18 protein-coding genes, 1 tRNA gene and 1 pseudogene are annotated in these 15,409 nt (G+C 54.2%); 19 read left to right on the top strand and 1 reads right to left on the bottom strand.

Going from position 1 to position 15,409, the window contains the following annotated elements; all coding sequences use genetic code 11:
* Position 1: 1 nt before the first annotated feature.
* Entirely contained in the window at positions 2–208 is a 207-nt protein-coding gene (locus U5A05_RS17850; RefSeq protein ID WP_029611570.1) for a SlyX family protein, read from the top strand.
* Between the two features lie 67 nt (positions 209–275).
* On the opposite strand, the gene U5A05_RS17845 is transcribed toward U5A05_RS17850, so the two are convergent.
* A complete protein-coding gene (locus U5A05_RS17845) occupies positions 276–878 on the bottom strand; it encodes a cold-shock protein (RefSeq protein WP_321834188.1) in 603 nt (200 codons plus the stop codon).
* An 855-nt stretch (positions 879–1,733) separates the two neighbouring features.
* Between U5A05_RS17845 and U5A05_RS17840 the strand changes: the two genes are divergently transcribed.
* From U5A05_RS17840 to U5A05_RS24300, 18 genes and pseudogenes are all read left to right on the top strand, one after another.
* Positions 1,734–2,096, top strand: a complete 363-nt coding sequence (locus tag U5A05_RS17840) for a ribbon-helix-helix domain-containing protein (RefSeq protein WP_321834187.1) — start codon at positions 1,734–1,736, stop codon at positions 2,094–2,096.
* A 181-nt stretch (positions 2,097–2,277) separates the two neighbouring features.
* Entirely contained in the window at positions 2,278–2,499 is a 222-nt protein-coding gene (locus U5A05_RS17835) for an FmdB family zinc ribbon protein (RefSeq protein ID WP_019823263.1), read from the top strand.
* Between the two features lie 109 nt (positions 2,500–2,608).
* Complete coding sequence (aspS, locus tag U5A05_RS17830) at positions 2,609–4,384, top strand: aspartate--tRNA ligase (RefSeq protein WP_261739221.1); 1,776 nt, start codon at positions 2,609–2,611, stop codon at positions 4,382–4,384.
* A gap of 121 nt (positions 4,385–4,505) precedes the next feature.
* Positions 4,506–5,252 carry a YebC/PmpR family DNA-binding transcriptional regulator gene (locus tag U5A05_RS17825; RefSeq protein ID WP_261739220.1) on the top strand — a complete coding sequence of 249 codons (747 nt, stop codon included), beginning with the start codon at positions 4,506–4,508 and terminating at the stop codon, positions 5,250–5,252.
* A 132-nt stretch (positions 5,253–5,384) separates the two neighbouring features.
* The gene (gene ruvC / locus U5A05_RS17820) at positions 5,385–5,909 is read left to right on the top strand and encodes a crossover junction endodeoxyribonuclease RuvC (RefSeq protein WP_029611572.1); all 525 of its coding nucleotides are present in this window, start codon (positions 5,385–5,387) and stop codon (positions 5,907–5,909) included.
* Positions 5,910–6,021: 112 nt separating this feature from the next.
* The gene (gene ruvA, locus U5A05_RS17815) at positions 6,022–6,630 is read left to right on the top strand and encodes a Holliday junction branch migration protein RuvA (protein WP_019823258.1); all 609 of its coding nucleotides are present in this window, start codon (positions 6,022–6,024) and stop codon (positions 6,628–6,630) included.
* Positions 6,631–7,689, top strand: a complete 1,059-nt coding sequence (ruvB, locus tag U5A05_RS17810; protein ID WP_261739219.1) for a Holliday junction branch migration DNA helicase RuvB — start codon at positions 6,631–6,633, stop codon at positions 7,687–7,689.
* A gap of 137 nt (positions 7,690–7,826) precedes the next feature.
* Complete coding sequence (gene ybgC, locus U5A05_RS17805) at positions 7,827–8,294, top strand: tol-pal system-associated acyl-CoA thioesterase (RefSeq protein WP_261739218.1); 468 nt, start codon at positions 7,827–7,829, stop codon at positions 8,292–8,294.
* Positions 8,284–8,979 carry a protein TolQ gene (tolQ, locus tag U5A05_RS17800; protein ID WP_060694291.1) on the top strand — a complete coding sequence of 232 codons (696 nt, stop codon included), beginning with the start codon at positions 8,284–8,286 and terminating at the stop codon, positions 8,977–8,979. Before ybgC ends, tolQ begins: the two co-directional genes overlap by 11 nt.
* Before the next feature lie 23 nt (positions 8,980–9,002).
* Positions 9,003–9,455: a protein TolR gene (tolR, locus tag U5A05_RS17795; protein ID WP_162200692.1), complete on the top strand. Its 453-nt coding sequence runs from the start codon at positions 9,003–9,005 to the stop codon at positions 9,453–9,455.
* Positions 9,455–10,549: a cell envelope integrity protein TolA gene (gene tolA / locus U5A05_RS17790; RefSeq protein ID WP_261739217.1), complete on the top strand. Its 1,095-nt coding sequence runs from the start codon at positions 9,455–9,457 to the stop codon at positions 10,547–10,549. Before tolR ends, tolA begins: the two co-directional genes overlap by 1 nt.
* Before the next feature lie 47 nt (positions 10,550–10,596).
* Positions 10,597–11,847, top strand: a complete 1,251-nt coding sequence (gene tolB / locus U5A05_RS17785) for a Tol-Pal system beta propeller repeat protein TolB (protein ID WP_261742473.1) — start codon at positions 10,597–10,599, stop codon at positions 11,845–11,847.
* A 55-nt stretch (positions 11,848–11,902) separates the two neighbouring features.
* On the top strand, positions 11,903–12,403 hold the full coding sequence (gene pal, locus U5A05_RS17780) for a peptidoglycan-associated lipoprotein Pal (protein WP_003441254.1): 501 nt from the start codon (positions 11,903–11,905) through the stop codon (positions 12,401–12,403).
* A 6-nt stretch (positions 12,404–12,409) separates the two neighbouring features.
* Positions 12,410–13,225 carry a tol-pal system protein YbgF gene (ybgF, locus tag U5A05_RS17775; RefSeq protein ID WP_261739216.1) on the top strand — a complete coding sequence of 272 codons (816 nt, stop codon included), beginning with the start codon at positions 12,410–12,412 and terminating at the stop codon, positions 13,223–13,225.
* Positions 13,226–13,388: 163 nt separating this feature from the next.
* On the top strand, positions 13,389–14,036 hold the full coding sequence (gene queE, locus U5A05_RS17770) for a 7-carboxy-7-deazaguanine synthase QueE (RefSeq protein ID WP_261739215.1): 648 nt from the start codon (positions 13,389–13,391) through the stop codon (positions 14,034–14,036).
* A gap of 1 nt (position 14,037) precedes the next feature.
* The gene (gene queC, locus U5A05_RS17765) at positions 14,038–14,730 is read left to right on the top strand and encodes a 7-cyano-7-deazaguanine synthase QueC (RefSeq protein ID WP_261739214.1); all 693 of its coding nucleotides are present in this window, start codon (positions 14,038–14,040) and stop codon (positions 14,728–14,730) included.
* 74 nt (positions 14,731–14,804) lie between these two features.
* Positions 14,805–14,880, top strand: a tRNA-Lys gene (locus U5A05_RS17760).
* Positions 14,881–15,203: 323 nt separating this feature from the next.
* Positions 15,204–15,329: pseudogene (locus U5A05_RS24300) on the top strand (IS3 family transposase); the annotation flags it as partial.
* Positions 15,330–15,409: the final 80 nt, after the last annotated feature.

Below are 15,409 nucleotides of genomic sequence, written 5' to 3'. Positions count from 1 at the left end.
TGTGACGCTTGAAGCGCGAGTAATGGACCTTGAGAGCCGCTTGGCTTTTCAGGATGACACTATCCAGGCATTGAACGATGTGCTGGTAGCGCAGCAAAACGCGGTAGATCGCTTGCAAATGCAGATGGCTGCCTTGCTCAAGCGCCAGGAAGAAATGGGCGGGCAGTTTGAGTCGTTTGAAGAGGAAGCTCCGCCTCCGCACTATTAAGCCTTTTGTACAGGCAAAAAAAACCGCGATCCAGCAGGGCTGGTCGCGGTTTTTTTTCAGGTTTGAATCAGCGGCGCGGCAGTGCTGCGATCACATCTTCAGCTTGCAGGCCTTTGTCGCGGTTCATGACCGAGAACTCGACGCGTTGCCCTTCCACCAGTACGCGGTGGCCTTCGCCACGAATGGCGCGAAAGTGAACAAAAATATCATCGCCGGAATCTCGGGAAATAAAGCCGAAACCCTTTGAGGTGTTGAACCATTTTACAGTCCCTGTATCGCGGTTGGTCATGTCATAGCTTTGCGAGGACGAGGACGGTGATGATTTGTAGAAGCTGACAGCCAGGTGAAGCGTTACGGCAATTACTGCAGGAGTAAGGCCGAGCAGTACTGCAGGCTGGTCGCCAATCGGCAGCAGGAGGCCGAACAAGGTCAGTGTTTGCAGGACAACGGAAAGCACCAACAGGGCGCTGACCAGATTTTGCAGTTGGTGACGCGGGCCTTTATTCCAAAAAGGAATTACTGGAGCCAGAGTCAGGTTCAGCAGGCCAAAAAAAGCCAAGTAAAGAGCATCAGGATGTTGGAGGTAAGGTATAGCTTCGGATTGCAGGCTGGGAATAAAGGACAGCAGCAAAGCCGCTGCACCCGTTAGCAGGTGGACGATTTTCAACATTTCAATTGACTCACATTAAGATGGATCGCAAGGAAGAACTGGCTGAGCACGGTTCGCTTCAGAAAAAAATGGAGGCGCTGGACACGTGTAATCATCAGCCTGTGCACCCTCGCCAGAGGCTAAAAGAGGGCGACACGCTGCCTATTTAACAGCAAAGCTGGGGCCTACTCAAATTAAGCGTATTGAAACATCTGTGAGTGACACGGCTCGCTGAGGTCTAGGTCATATCTGTTTGTTGCGAAAGCCTTGTCCTAGACGCATGTAGTCTACTTTCTATTCGGAGCGGGTGCAGTGACGCTCGTAGGCTTGATAAGCCAGCAGTTATCGGCGTCGTTGTGCCGAGGGGCGCAGAATGTGAATTTATGTGTTTTTTTTTTCGGCTTGAAGATATGCACGGTATGAGTATGGCTACATGCATGCCGTCTGAGGTGTGTACTTTTAGCGATTATTAAAAGTAGAAAACATTTCGTTATGCTGATGGTGGATAACTTGGTTGGGGGTGAAATTAACGGGGTAAAGCGTGTGCGGTATTTAATTGTGTTTAATTGTTATTGTTCATGTTTTTTTTGATAGTTGCGTCGTAAGGCTGTCGTGTGAAGTGTTGGGTGTTTTATAGCTTTATGTGCGATACGTTTTCTGATTTTTTGGTGGCTCTCGCTCACTCTCGTCTACCTATTTTTCCTAGCGCTGGCACAGCTCTCGGTTGCGCCTGTTTTCACCTCTCGCAGCGAGAGGGCTCCTACAGGCATGAGGGTCTGGTCCGCTGGATAAGAATTCTTACATATTGTTTTATGGGGTGGTGTTCTACAAACAATATTAATTAATTCCAGTAATGTGCGATGGAGTGCTTTAGCTATGGATCGATTGATTCGACACGAAAACTCAGGGAGCAGGCTGCTGCATAAAGTTAAAGTTGATCCTGTAATTCTTGATTTTGGCATGACCTTGGCCCGGCCACTTTCCCGGTCGGTCAGGTTAAATGGTTTTGCCACCTGTTTACGGCTTGAAGAGGTGTACTGGGAAGTGCTGTCTGATATTTCGCGTATAAATAGCTGTTCAATAAACACGTTGCTGTCTTACATCGATCGAGAAGTGCACTTGCGACATGGGGGGGTAAAAAACTTCAGCGGGCTCATTCGGGTTGTCTGCGTGATGCATCTGTTGAAAATGGGCAGTGATTCTCGGGAGGTGGCATCCAGGCAGGTGGTTACCGGGTGAAGCCACGCGTTCAGCTGGGGGAGGGTGCTCGACGGCTTGTAATCGTTCAATATTTATGATGCATTTAGGGGTTTCTGGCTGTTCATGCGGCTGCAATGGCTCGATTTACCAGATATAATCTCGCGCTTTGCTGCGTGGCCCTCTTTAAGGGTCGCCGCTAACGGATTGTCGAGACACGCCAATGCCCATGTACGATTATCAATGTGCTTCCTGTGGTCATCAGCTGGAAGCCATTCAAAAGATCAGTGCCTCACCGCTGGTTGATTGTCCAGCCTGTCAGGCCCCTGAGCTGAAGAAAATGCTGTCCATGCCAGGCTTTCGCCTTAGTGGCACAGGCTGGTATGAAACAGACTTCAAGACAGGCTCGAAAAAGAATCTGGCCGGCGGCGATAAATCCGACTGAGGTCGAGCGAAAGCAGTCAGAACACAAGCGGGCTCTTGCATGGTTACCAGCACCGACGGTGCGCAAGACCTCCACCGAATTTCGAATTACGAGAAGTGAAACCACTACCATGATGCGCAGCCATTATTGCGGCCAACTGAACGAAAGCCTGGAAGGCCAGGAAATTACCCTTTGCGGATGGGTCCACCGTCGCCGTGACCACGGTGGGGTGATTTTCCTCGATATCCGTGATCGTGATGGTCTGGCCCAGGTGGTGTTTGACCCGGATCGCGCCGAGACTTTCGCTGCTGCCGACCGTGTGCGCAGTGAGTATGTAGTCAAGGTCACCGGTAAGGTGCGCCTGCGTCCGGCCGGTGCTGGCAACGCCAACATGGCGTCGGGCATGATCGAAGTGCTGGGTTACGAGCTTGAAGTGCTGAACGAAGCGGAAACCCCGCCGTTCCCGCTCAACGAGTTCTCCGACGTTGGTGAAGAAACCCGTCTGCGCTATCGCTTTATCGACCTGCGTCGTCCGGAAATGCTCGAGAAGCTGCGTCTGCGTTCGCGCATGACCACCAGCATTCGTCGTTTCCTGGACGAAAACGGTTTCCTGGACGTTGAAACACCAATCCTGACCCGTGCCACGCCAGAGGGCGCGCGGGACTATCTGGTGCCAAGCCGTACCCATGCCGGTTCTTTCTTTGCCTTGCCGCAATCGCCACAGCTGTTCAAGCAGTTGTTGATGGTTGCCGGTTTTGACCGTTACTACCAGATCGCCAAGTGCTTCCGTGACGAAGACCTGCGTGCCGACCGTCAGCCTGAGTTCACTCAGATCGACATCGAAACCAGCTTCATGAACGAAGCCGAGATCATGGGCCTGACTGAAGAGATGATCCGCAACCTGTTCAAGGAAGTGCTGGGTCTGGAATTCGGTGAGTTCCCGCACATGACCTGGGAAGAGGCCATGCGCCGTTTCGGTTCCGACAAGCCTGACCTGCGTAACCCGCTGGAACTGGTTGATGTTGCCGATCAGCTCAAGGATGTGGAATTCAAGGTGTTCAGCGGTCCGGCCAACGATCCTAAGTGCCGTATCGCTGCCCTGCGCGTTCCCGGCGGCGCGAGCATGCCGCGCAAGCAGATCGACGATTACACCAAGTTTGTCGGCATCTACGGTGCCCGCGGCCTGGCGTACATCAAGGTCAACGAACGCGCCAAAGGTGTTGAGGGTCTGCAATCGCCGATCGTCAAGAACATCCCTGAAGCCAACCTCAATGTGATCCTGGATCGCGTTGGTGCGGTTGATGGCGACATCGTGTTCTTTGGTGCCGACAAGGCCAAGATCGTTAGCGAAGCCTTGGGCGCTCTGCGTATCAAGGTTGGTAACGATCTGAACCTGCTGACGTGCGAGTGGGCACCGATGTGGGTTGTTGACTTCCCTATGTTCGAAGAGAACGCAGACGGCAGCTTCAGCGCCTTGCATCACCCGTTCACGGCACCCAAGTGTTCGCCGCAAGAGCTCGAGGCCAACCCGGCTACCGCGCTGTCCCGTGCCTACGACATGGTGCTCAACGGTACTGAGTTGGGTGGCGGTTCGATCCGTATCCACCGCAAGGAAATGCAACAAGCGGTCTTCCGCCTGTTGGGTATCAATGAAGCTGAACAGGAAGAGAAATTTGGCTTCCTGCTGGACGCACTGAAATACGGCGCACCACCCCACGGTGGTTTGGCGTTCGGCCTAGACCGTCTGGTGATGCTGATGACCGGTGCCCAGTCGATTCGTGAAGTGATTGCCTTCCCGAAAACCCAGAGTGCTGCCTGCGTCATGACTCAGGCCCCGGGTGTGGTTGATAACAAAGCGCTGAGCGAGTTGCACATTCGTTTGCGCGAACAGCCTAAGGCTGAGTAAAGCGGTCCCTCAAAGGCGCATCTCCGGATGCGCCTTTGTCATTTGGGGCAAGAATTTTTATTGTCGGGTCACGTCACAGGCGAGGCCGGGCAAGGTTTTATAAAGGGATTCGGAGTACGTTATGGCAGGTCATTCTAAGTGGGCGAACATCAAGCACCGCAAAGAGCGTCAGGATGCCAAAAAAGGCAAGATTTTCACCAAGTGGATACGTGAGCTGACCGTTGCTGCCCGTCAAGGCGGTGCTGAGCCGGGTTCTAACCCGCGTCTGCGTCTGGCGCTGGACAAGGCCCTTGGTGCGAACATGAGCCGTGACATCATCGATCGTGCGGTCGCCCGGGGTGCTGGCGCGGCTGATACCGACGATATGGTCGAGCTGAGCTACGAAGGTTACGGCCCTGGCGGTGTTGCTGTGATGGTTGAGTGCATGACCGATAATCGCAACCGCACCGCAGCGGCTGTACGTCATGCGTTCAGCAAGTGCGGCGGTAACCTGGGGACTGACGGTTCTGTGGCGTATCTGTTCGAGCGCAAGGGTCAGATATCCTATGCTGCCGGCGTTGATGAAGATGCCTTGATCGAAGCTGCAATGGAGGCTGACGCCGACGATGTGGTGACCAATGAAGACGGCTCCATTGACGTGTTTACTTCGTTCTCCAGCTTTTATGCGGTTCGCAATGCACTGGAGGCAGCAGGGTTTGCTCCGGCTGATGCCGAAATCGTCATGCTGCCAACCACCAGCGCCGAACTGGATCTGGAAGGTGCGGAAAAGGTGCTCAAGCTGATCGATATGCTTGAAGACCTGGATGACGTACAGAACGTATATTCCAACGCTGAAATCCCTGACGCCGTCCTGGAGCAGCTAGCCTGACATACAGGTTGCGTCAATCAAGAGGCCGGAGGTGCTCCGTCGCGATTATCGCGGCGCTGTGCACCTCCGGCTTCTGCCTTTAAGCTGTCCGGGTAAATGCCGGTGGGCGTCACTTCATAAGCTGTAGGCGTTATGACTCTTATTCTTGGTATCGATCCTGGTTCGCGAATCACCGGTTATGGCGTAGTGCGGGACACTGGGCGTGGCTGTGTGTATGTAGCATCTGGATGTATTCGCACGGGTAGCGGCGAACTGCATGAGCGGTTGCAGATTGTTTATCGCGGGGTGCGTGAGGTTATTCAGACGTACGGTCCTGTCACCATGGGCATCGAAAAAGTCTTTATGGCGCGCAATGCCGACTCGGCGCTCAAGCTCGGGCAGGCCAGAGGTGCAGCGATTGTGGCCGGGGCCGAAGAAAACCTGGAGATCGCCGAATATTCGGCAACTCAGGTCAAGCAGGCCGTGGCAGGCACTGGTGGTGCCAACAAGGAGCAAGTGATGATGATGGTCATGCACCTGCTCAAGCTGACCTCCAAGCCGCAAATCGATGCGTCGGATGCCTTGGCGATTGCCTTGTGCCATGCGCACACGCGCTCCAGCCTGTTGCCGCATGGTTTGGGTGCTGCGCGTAGTCGTGGCGGGCGTTTGCGGCTCTGAGACGCGCTTTTTATCTGTAATTAAGCTTGCTGGCAGGGCTTCATCTGTAATGATGCGGTTCTGTCGTTCTACTTGTCAGCCATTGATCTGGCCAGAGAAAAGGATCTGAAACGTGATTGGACGCTTGCGCGGCACTCTGGCTGAAAAACAGCCGCCGCACCTGATTCTTGATGTAAACGGCCTGGGCTATGAGCTGGAAGTGCCGATGACTACGCTTTATCGGTTGCCGTCTATCGGCGAGCCGCTGACCTTGCATACCCACTTGGTGGTTCGCGAGGACGCGCAGTTGCTCTATGGTTTCATTGGCAAGCGCGAGCGCGACTTCTTCCGTGAGCTGATCCGGCTCAATGGTGTTGGTCCCAAGCTGGCCCTGGCATTGATGTCCAGCCTGGAGGTTGATGAACTTGTTCGCTGTGTGCAGGCGCAGGACACCTCGGCCTTGACCAAGGTGCCGGGGGTGGGCAAAAAGACCGCCGAGCGCTTGCTGGTTGAGTTGAAAGATCGCTTCAAGGCGTGGGAGCAAGTACCAAGCATGTTCGCCCTGGTACCTAATCAGCCTGATGCGCCGGTGCAAGTGGCCAGCGCAGAAAGTGATGCAGTCAGTGCCTTGATTTCCTTGGGTTATAAGCCTCAAGAGGCGAGCAAGGCGGTTTCCGCTATCAAGGATAAAACGTTGAGCAGTGAAGATATGATTCGCCGCGCCCTGAAGGGAATGATTTAAGTGATTGAAGCTGATCGTCTGATAACCGCCTCAAGCGGGCGAGATCGAGAAGAAGTTCAGGATCGAGCGATTCGCCCTTTGAGTCTGGCTGACTATATAGGCCAGCCAACCGTGCGTGAGCAGATGGAGTTGTTTATCCAGGCCGCACGCGGGCGCTCGGAGTCGTTGGATCACACGCTGATTTTTGGTCCGCCCGGGCTTGGTAAAACCACGCTGGCCCATATCATTGCCCAGGAAATGGGGGTGTCGATCAAAAGCACCTCGGGCCCCGTATTGGAGCGTCCGGGGGATCTGGCCGCCTTGCTGACCAATCTTGAGCCGCACGATGTGCTGTTTATTGATGAAATCCATCGTTTGTCGCCCATTGTCGAAGAAGTGTTGTACCCGGCAATGGAGGATTTTCAGCTCGACATCATGATTGGTGAAGGGCCAGCTGCGCGCTCCATCAAGCTCGACTTGCCGCCATTCACTCTGGTGGGGGCGACGACCCGTGCCGGGATGCTGACCAACCCGCTGCGCGATCGTTTCGGGATTGTGCAACGCCTGGAGTTCTACAGTACCGACGATCTGGCGACGATTGTCAGCCGCTCGGCCGGTATCTTCGGCTTGCCGCTTGACCCTGAGGGTGCTTACGAGATTGCCCGTCGGGCTCGCGGCACACCGCGCATAGCCAACCGTCTGTTGCGCCGCGTACGGGATTTTGCCGAAGTGCGGGCCCAGGGTCATATCACCAAGCCGGTGGCTGACCTGGCGTTGAATCTGCTGGATGTCGATGAACATGGTTTTGATCATCAAGACCGGCGCTTGCTGTTGACCATGATCGAGAAGTTCGATGGTGGGCCGGTGGGTGTAGACAGCTTGGCCGCGGCAATCAGTGAAGAGCGTCATACAATCGAAGATGTACTGGAGCCCTATCTGATCCAGCAGGGTTACATCATGCGCACCCCGCGTGGTCGTGTTGTGACTCGCCATGCGTATCTACACTTCGGTTTGAACATTCCGTCGCGTTTGGGTGAGATGCCTGTAGTAGACGAATTTCTGAATGCCCTGGACGATTAATAAGCCGTTTGCGGCCGATTTTTTTAAGGTTTTTGCTGTCTCAAGGACTGGCGCTGAAAATCTTGGGTCATAAAGCCCAAGAAGCGCAAAAAACAGTGGCTTGGCGGATTGGCAACCTGAGGAGTAAGCACTAGAGTATGCGCGCGCAAAACAGGCTTGAGCCGTTCGTACATCGCTGTCGCGTTTATTACGAGGACACCGATGCGGGTGGCGTCGTGTATTACGTAAATTATCTAAAGTTTATGGAGCGGGCTCGAACCGAAAGGCTACGGGAGATGGGCTTTGCCCAATCCGAGCTGGTGGGTGAGAACCTGTTATTTGTCGTGCATTCCAGCGAGGCGCGTTACCACGCACCGGCGCGACTGGACGATGAACTGTTGGTAAGTGCGCAAGTAATAGAACTGAACCGTGCCAGCCTGCGTTTCAAGCAGCAGGTTTGGCGGGCTGCAGATGCAACGCTGCTCTGTGAAGGGCATTTTTTGGTGGCCTGTGTGCGCGCCGATAGTTTCAAACCCCGAGCCATTCCCGAAGCTTTACGTACGGCCTTTGCCGACGTGAGCGGCGCGGGTAAACATTTAGAGCAGGAGATAAAGCGTGGAAGCTAACGTCGTCGACCATTCCTCCATGTGGAGCTTGGTCAGCAATGCCAGCATTGTTGTGCAGTTGGTAATGTTGATCCTGCTGGCCGCATCGGTTACCTCGTGGGTCATGATTTTTCAGCGCAGCACCATGCTGCGCGCCGGTCGACGTGCCCTGGAAAGCTTTGAAGAGCGTTTCTGGTCGGGTATCGACCTGTCGAAGCTGTATCGTCAGGCGGGTAGCAATCCGGACCCGGACTCCGGCGTTGAACAAATCTTCCGTGCCGGTTTCAAAGAGTTCTCGCGTCTGCGTCAGCAGCCGGGCGTCGATCCTGAAGCGGTAATGGAAGGTGTTGCACGTGCCATGCGCGTAGCCATCTCCCGTGAAGAAGAAAAGCTTGAACAAAGCTTGCCGTTCCTTGCCACTGTGGGTTCTGTGAGCCCGTATATCGGTCTGTTTGGTACGGTATGGGGCATCATGAACTCCTTCCGTGGCTTGGCAACTGCTCAGCAGGCAACGCTTGCGACAGTGGCGCCAGGTATTGCCGAGGCGTTGGTTGCAACGGCCATTGGCTTGTTTGCTGCTATCCCTGCGGTAATTGCCTACAACCGTTTTGCTGCGCGTAGCGAAACCTTGATCAGCCGCTACTACACCTTCGCCGATGAATTCCAGGCGATCCTGCACCGCAAAGTGCACACCAGCGAAGAATAAGCAGGTAATTTCCAATGGCTTTAATCGCTCGAGCTCGCAAAAAGCGCAAGCCGGTTGCCGAGATGAACGTAGTGCCCTACATCGATGTGATGTTGGTGCTGCTGGTCATCTTCATGGTGACCGCTCCGATGCTCAACCAGGGTGTGAAGGTTGATTTGCCCAAGGTCTCCAGCGAGGCCTTGCCGCAAGACAACAACACTCAGGTTCTGACTATTTCGATCAAGGCTGACAAGACCTACTTCTGGAACCTTGGCAGTGAAGTTGATACCGACAAGCAGATGGACAAGGCAATGACCTTGCCTCAGATGACTGACGCGGTGACTAAAATCATTCGCGCAGGCAATGAGGGCGGCAAACACACCCAGGTCTTTATTCGCGGTGACAAAACCGTGGATTACGGTGCGGTAATGGGTGCTATGGGTGGCCTTCAGAAGGCCGGGGTCGGTAACGTTGGCTTGATAACCGAGGCTCCCTGATGCGCGAACAGCGGGAGCCGTCCGCCTCTGAAAACTTTTTTTGGCCTACAGTTTGGGCGGTAGGGCTGCACGTTTTGATTTTTGGCATGCTGTTCGCCAGCTTTGCCATGACTCCGGACCTGCCGCCTTCGAAGCCGATTGTTCAGGCGACCTTGTATCAGCTGAAGTCAAAAAGTCAGGCAACCACCCAAACCAATCAAAAGATTGCGGGTGAGGCGAAGAAATCCGCCGCGCGTCAGACTGAAGTCGAGCAGATGGAACAAAAGAAGGTTGAGCAGGAAGCTGTAAAAGCCGCGGAACAAAAGAAGGAAGAGGCTGCCGAAAAGGCTGCAGAAGCCAAGAAGGCTGACGAAGCCAAGGCGAGCGAGGCCAAAAAGGCAGACGAGGCGAAGAAGTCTGATGACGCCAAGAAAGCCGAGGATGCCAAAAAGGCTACAGACGCTAAAAAAGCCGAAGAGAAAAAACTGGCAGACATAGCCAAGAAAAAATCCGAGGAAGAGGCCAAGAAGGCTGCGGAAGAAGAGGCCAAGAAAAAGGCCGCAGAAGACGCCAAGAAAAAAGCGGCTGAAGATGCGAAGAAAAAAGCAGCTGAAGACGCCAAGAAAAAGGCCGTAGCAGACGAGGCGAAGAAGAAAACTGCCGAAGATGCGAAGAAAAAGGCCGCGGCTGATGCAGCCAAGAAAAAGGCTGTAGAAGCAGCACGTAAATCGACCGAAGAGAAAAAGGCGCAAGCCTTGGCTGATTTGCTTTCCGATACGCCGCAACGCCAGCAAGCCTTGGCGGATGAGCAAGGTGATGAGGTTGCCGGTAGTTTTGATGACCTGATTCGTGCTCGTGCAGCAGAAGGGTGGGCTCGTCCGCCGTCGGCGCGCAAAAATATGACAGTGGTGCTGCAAATTGGCATGTTGCCAGATGGCACGGTAACGTCTGTGACGGTTGCCAAGTCCAGTGGTGATGGACCGTTCGATAGCTCGGCTGTGGCAGCGGTCAAAAATATTGGCCGTTTAACGGAAATGCAGGGTATGAAGCCCAGCGATTTTAATCCTTATCGATCATTCAAGATGACATTCACACCTGAGGATCTAGCCTTGTGATTAAACTTTTTCGAGGACTGCTGGTCGTCGTCTGCTGCCTGGCAGGGATGGCTGTAGCAGATGAAAAGAACATTCTGGTCACCAGTGGCAGCGACCGGGCGACACCCATTGCAGTAGTACCTTTCGGCTGGCAGGGCGGCACTGTGCTGCCGGATGACATGGCTGAAATCATTGGTAATGACCTGCGTAACTCGGGTTACTACGCGCCGATTCCAAAGCAGAACATGATTGGCTTGCCGACTCAGGCCAGCGAAGTCATTTTCCGTGACTGGAAAGCCTTGGGTGCTCAGTACGTGATGGTTGGTAATATCGTGCCCGCAGGTGGTCGCCTGCAGGTGCAATATGCCCTGTTCAACGTTGCAACCGAGCAGCCAGTGTTGACCGGCAGCGTGTCGGGTACTGCTGAGCAGTTGCGGGATATGGCGCACTACATCTCCGATCAGTCGTTTGAAAAACTGACCGGTATTAAAGGTGCATTCTCAACCCGTCTGCTTTATGTAACGGCTGAGCGTGCCAGTGCAACCAATACCCGTTACACCTTGCAGCGCTCGGATTACGATGGTGCCCGCGCCGTTACCCTGCTGCAGTCGCGTGAGCCGATCCTGTCGCCGCGTTTTGCACCAGATGGCAAGCGCATCGCTTATGTGTCGTTCGAGCAGAAACGCCCACGTATCTTTATGCAGAACATTGATACCGGTCGTCGTGAGCAGATCACCAATTTTGAAGGCCTGAACGGCGCTCCAGCATGGTCGCCGGATGGCTCCAAGCTGGCGTTCGTATTGTCTAAAGACGGCAATGCCGAGATCTATGTAATGGATCTGGCTTCTCGTGGGTTGACTCGCGTCACCAATAACCCGGCAATTGATACCGAACCGTTCTGGGGCAAGGATGGTTCAACCATCTACTTCACCTCTGACCGTGGCGGCAAACCGCAGATTTACAAGACCGCAGTTGGTAGCGGTAACGCAGAGCGCGTGACATTTATCGGGAACTACAACGCCAGTCCGAAGCTTTCGGCTGACGAAAAGACCCTGGTAATGATCCATCGTCAGGACGGTTTCACCAATTTCCGTGTTGCGGCGCAAGATATACAGCGTGGAACCGTGAAAATCCTCACAGATACCAACCTTGATGAGTCTGCTACTGTCGCACCCAACGGCACCATGGTAATCTACGCCACCCGCCAGCAGGGCCGGGGAGTCTTGATGCTCGTGTCTATTAATGGACGCGTAAGGCTCCCTCTTCCTACCGCTCAAGGCGAAGTCAGAGAACCTTCCTGGTCCCCTTACCTGAACTGACGTGGTGATAGCTGTACGTTGCACATAGCACTTGGGGTTCATTAGGAGTTTTACGATGGAAATGCTGAAGTTTGGTAAATTCGCTGCGCTGGCACTGGCCATGGCTGTAGCTGTAGGTTGCTCGTCCAAAGGCGGCGACAATGCCGGTGAAGGCGCTGCTGTTGATCCAAACGCTGGTTACGGCGCAAACACTGGCGCTGTTGATGGCTCCCTGAGCGAAGAAGCTGCTCTGCGCGCTATCACTGTTTTCTACTTCGAATACGATTCTTCGGACCTGAAACCAGAAGCAATGCGCGCTCTGGACGTTCACGCTAAAGACCTGAAAGCTAACGGCGCTCGCGTTGTTCTGGAAGGTAACACTGACGCCCGTGGTACTCGTGAGTACAACATGGCACTGGGCGAGCGTCGTGCGAAAGCCGTTCAACGCTACCTGGTACTGCAAGGTGTTTCTCCAGCACAGCTGGAGCTGGTGTCCTACGGTAAAGAGCGTCCAATCGCTACTGGCAACGACGAACAGTCGTGGGCTCAAAACCGTCGCGTCGAACTGCGTAAGTAATTCGTCATGCGAACGTGCCGCCGTGCTGTAACTATTCTGACTCTCAGCCTCATGCCGCTAGCGGCATGGGCTGCGGTTCCTGTGGTCGATGACAACTCTGGCTATAACAATAGCGGGGGGAGTTATCCATCACCGGGTTATGGTGCGAGCGGCGCCTATGCCGGGGGAGGGGTTTCGGCCCCTGTCTCGGCACAGGGCGAGCTGTTCAACCAGCTGCAACAAATGCAGGAACAGATTGCACGCCAACAGGGTGTGATCGAAGTTCTGCAAAATGATATATCTCGCATGAAACAAGAAAGCCTGGAGCGATACCAGGAACTTGATCGGCGTATTGGTTCTGGCATTGCTCCTGCTGCCGCTCCTGATAATTCCTCTGCTGGTGGTAATGCCGCCGGTAATACAGCAGCGCCTGCACCTCAGGTTGCTGCCAGTTCGGAACCTGGTGATCCGGCGAAAGAAAAGCTCTATTACGATGCTGCTTTCGACCTGATCAAAGCCAAGGATTTCGACAAGGCCAGCCAGGCATTTACAGCCTTTCTGCGCAAATATCCAAACAGCCAATATGCGGGCAATGCCCAATACTGGTTGGGTGAAGTGAATCTCGCCAAAGGTGATCTGCAAGCCGCTGGCCAGGCATTTGCCAAGGTCAGTCAGCTGTATCCCAAGCATGCGAAAGTACCTGATTCACTGTACAAACTTGCTGATGTAGAGCGCCGCCTGGGTCATACCGACAAGGTCAAAGGCATCTTGCAGCAGGTTGTAGCTCAGTATCCGGGTACTTCGGCTGCTCAGCTGGCTCAGCGCGATTTGCAGCGCATGTAAGCAATAACCGGCTTTGATCGAGAAACCCGCGCCTGTCGCGGGTTTTTTCGTTAGAATCCACGCCCTTTTATGAAATACGCTCTTTTGAATCCTGCGTAAGCAGATTCTCTGGGGTGCCTGACGGAGGCGGACAGCCTGTTTAGCTGTTACGCCCGTGGCGACTATGCAAGACACATTGAGAATTACCGAAGTTTTTTACTCGTTGCAGGGTGAAACGCGAACGGCTGGGCTGCCCACCGTTTTTGTACGCCTGACCGGATGCCCTTTGCGCTGCGGTTACTGTGACAGCGCTTACGCCTTCAGCGGCGGGACTGTGCGCCCCCTTGACGACATCCTCCAGCAAGTTGCCGGCTTTCGCCCGCGTTACGTGTGCGTGACCGGTGGCGAACCACTGGCCCAGCCCAATGCCATTCCTCTGCTAAAGCAGCTCTGCGATGCGGGCTACGAAGTCTCGATCGAGACCAGTGGTGCTCTTGATATCTCTGCGGTCGATCCGCGTGTCAGTCGTGTTCTTGACTTGAAAACGCCGGGCTCAAAAGAGTCCCATCGCAACCTTTACGAAAACATCGCGCTGCTGACACCCAATGATCAGGTCAAGTTTGTGATCTGCTCTCGGGAAGACTACGACTGGGCTGTGTCCAAGTTGATCGAGTATGGTTTGGAGCGGCGGGCGGGCGAAGTGCTGTTTTCGCCGAGCCACCATGATTTGCCAGCCCGCGATCTGGCGGACTGGATCGTGGCGGATAACTTGCCAGTACGCTTGCAGATGCAACTGCACAAATATCTATGGAATGACGAGCCGGGGCGCTGAAATGACCGAACAAACTGTTGTCACCGAAAAAAGAGCCGTGATCTTGCTGTCTGGCGGCCTCGACTCAGCGACCGTGGTGGCTATGGCCCGTGCTGAAGGCTATAGCTGCTACACCATGAGTTTTGATTACGGCCAGCGTCACCGCGCTGAGCTGGACGCAGCTGCACGTGTTGCGCGGGACTTGGGCGCGGTTGAGCATAAAGTGATTGGCCTGAACCTGGACGGTATTGGCGGCTCAGCCCTGACTGACAGCTCGATAGACGTACCAGAAGCTCCGAGTGAGGGCATCCCGGTCACCTACGTGCCAGCGCGCAATACTGTGTTCCTGTCTCTGGCCCTGGGTTGGGCTGAAGTGCTGCAAGCGCGAGATATCTTTATTGGCGTCAACGCAGTGGATTACTCGGGTTACCCGGATTGCCGCCCGGAGTTTGTTGAAGCGTTTGAAGTCATGGCCAACCTGGCGACCAAGGCCGGGGTAGAGGGGCAGGGTTTTAGTATCAAGGCGCCTCTGCAAAACATGAGCAAGGCTCAAATCGTACAAGCCGGCGTGAAGCTGGGTGTGGACTACGCATTGACCGTTTCTTGCTACCAGGCAGACGCCCAGGGTCGTGCGTGTGGCAAGTGCGATAGCTGCCGCCTGCGTGCAGAAGGCTTTGCAGCCGCCGGAATTACTGACCCAACCCGGTATTTTTGAATTATTTCGAATTTATTTCTAACAAGGTGTTGAATTCTCGTTAGAAATCAGTATTATACGTCCCACAACGAAGCGGGTCGTTAGCTCAGTTGGTAGAGCAGTTGGCTTTTAACCAATTGGTCGTAGGTTCGAATCCCACACGACCCACCATATAGCAACACCAAAACAGCCGGTCTAATCCTTAGGATTAACCGGCTTTTTTGTGCCTGCAATTTGGCGAGGAGGGATGGCTGGCTGGCTGGCTGGCAGTCCCAATCGTGGCATTCATCCTCTCTCGGCTTATCATCAATTCCAACAGCGTCGATGCGTCTGATCTCTCATCAATCGATTGCAGTGATGGCAAGCTCAAGTCCTGAATCGCCTCACTCAATTAACACTCGGCTGAAAAACACCTGTTGAAGTTCAAAATGAGTATTTAAAATTTGTCCAGCAATCCGGTGTTGCGACGATCGGTTGAGTTCGCCCAAAGCGGCAGCCGCCACTTTCAGCAGCGTCTTTGGCGGTACCGCATACGCCAGAGCATTAGTCGCCGAGGCAATTGTGATGATAATTCGCCGATGGTGCGCGTATTCCGGGACTTGAAAACGGAGTGGATATCCTAAGTAGGCCATATGTCGGCTGTGCAGCTCAGCGAGATATCAGCCATTGTTTAATTCACCGCTACAACTGGATACGGGCT

This window comes from Pseudomonas kulmbachensis, assembly GCF_963681935.1.
Taxonomy (GTDB): Bacteria; Pseudomonadota; Gammaproteobacteria; order Pseudomonadales; family Pseudomonadaceae; genus Aquipseudomonas; species Aquipseudomonas kulmbachensis.
This window is presented reverse-complemented; position numbering and strand designations above follow the sequence as displayed.

Coding starts and splice junctions, on each gene's coding strand:
- ruvC (WP_029611572.1), top strand. CDS start 5,385: ATGACTCTTATTCTTGGTATCGATCCTGGTTCGCGAATCACCGGTTAT.
- aspS (WP_261739221.1), top strand. CDS start 2,609: ATGATGCGCAGCCATTATTGCGGCCAACTGAACGAAAGCCTGGAAGGC.
- tolB (WP_261742473.1), top strand. CDS start 10,597: ATGGCTGTAGCAGATGAAAAGAACATTCTGGTCACCAGTGGCAGCGAC.
- U5A05_RS17835 (WP_019823263.1), top strand. CDS start 2,278: ATGCCCATGTACGATTATCAATGTGCTTCCTGTGGTCATCAGCTGGAA.
- queC (WP_261739214.1), top strand. CDS start 14,038: ATGACCGAACAAACTGTTGTCACCGAAAAAAGAGCCGTGATCTTGCTG.
- ybgC (WP_261739218.1), top strand. CDS start 7,827: ATGCGCGCGCAAAACAGGCTTGAGCCGTTCGTACATCGCTGTCGCGTT.
- ybgF (WP_261739216.1), top strand. CDS start 12,410: ATGCGAACGTGCCGCCGTGCTGTAACTATTCTGACTCTCAGCCTCATG.
- pal (WP_003441254.1), top strand. CDS start 11,903: ATGGAAATGCTGAAGTTTGGTAAATTCGCTGCGCTGGCACTGGCCATG.
- U5A05_RS17845 (WP_321834188.1), bottom strand. CDS start 878: ATGTTGAAAATCGTCCACCTGCTAACGGGTGCAGCGGCTTTGCTGCTG.
- U5A05_RS17840 (WP_321834187.1), top strand. CDS start 1,734: ATGGATCGATTGATTCGACACGAAAACTCAGGGAGCAGGCTGCTGCAT.
- tolA (WP_261739217.1), top strand. CDS start 9,455: ATGCGCGAACAGCGGGAGCCGTCCGCCTCTGAAAACTTTTTTTGGCCT.
- U5A05_RS17825 (WP_261739220.1), top strand. CDS start 4,506: ATGGCAGGTCATTCTAAGTGGGCGAACATCAAGCACCGCAAAGAGCGT.
- queE (WP_261739215.1), top strand. CDS start 13,389: ATGCAAGACACATTGAGAATTACCGAAGTTTTTTACTCGTTGCAGGGT.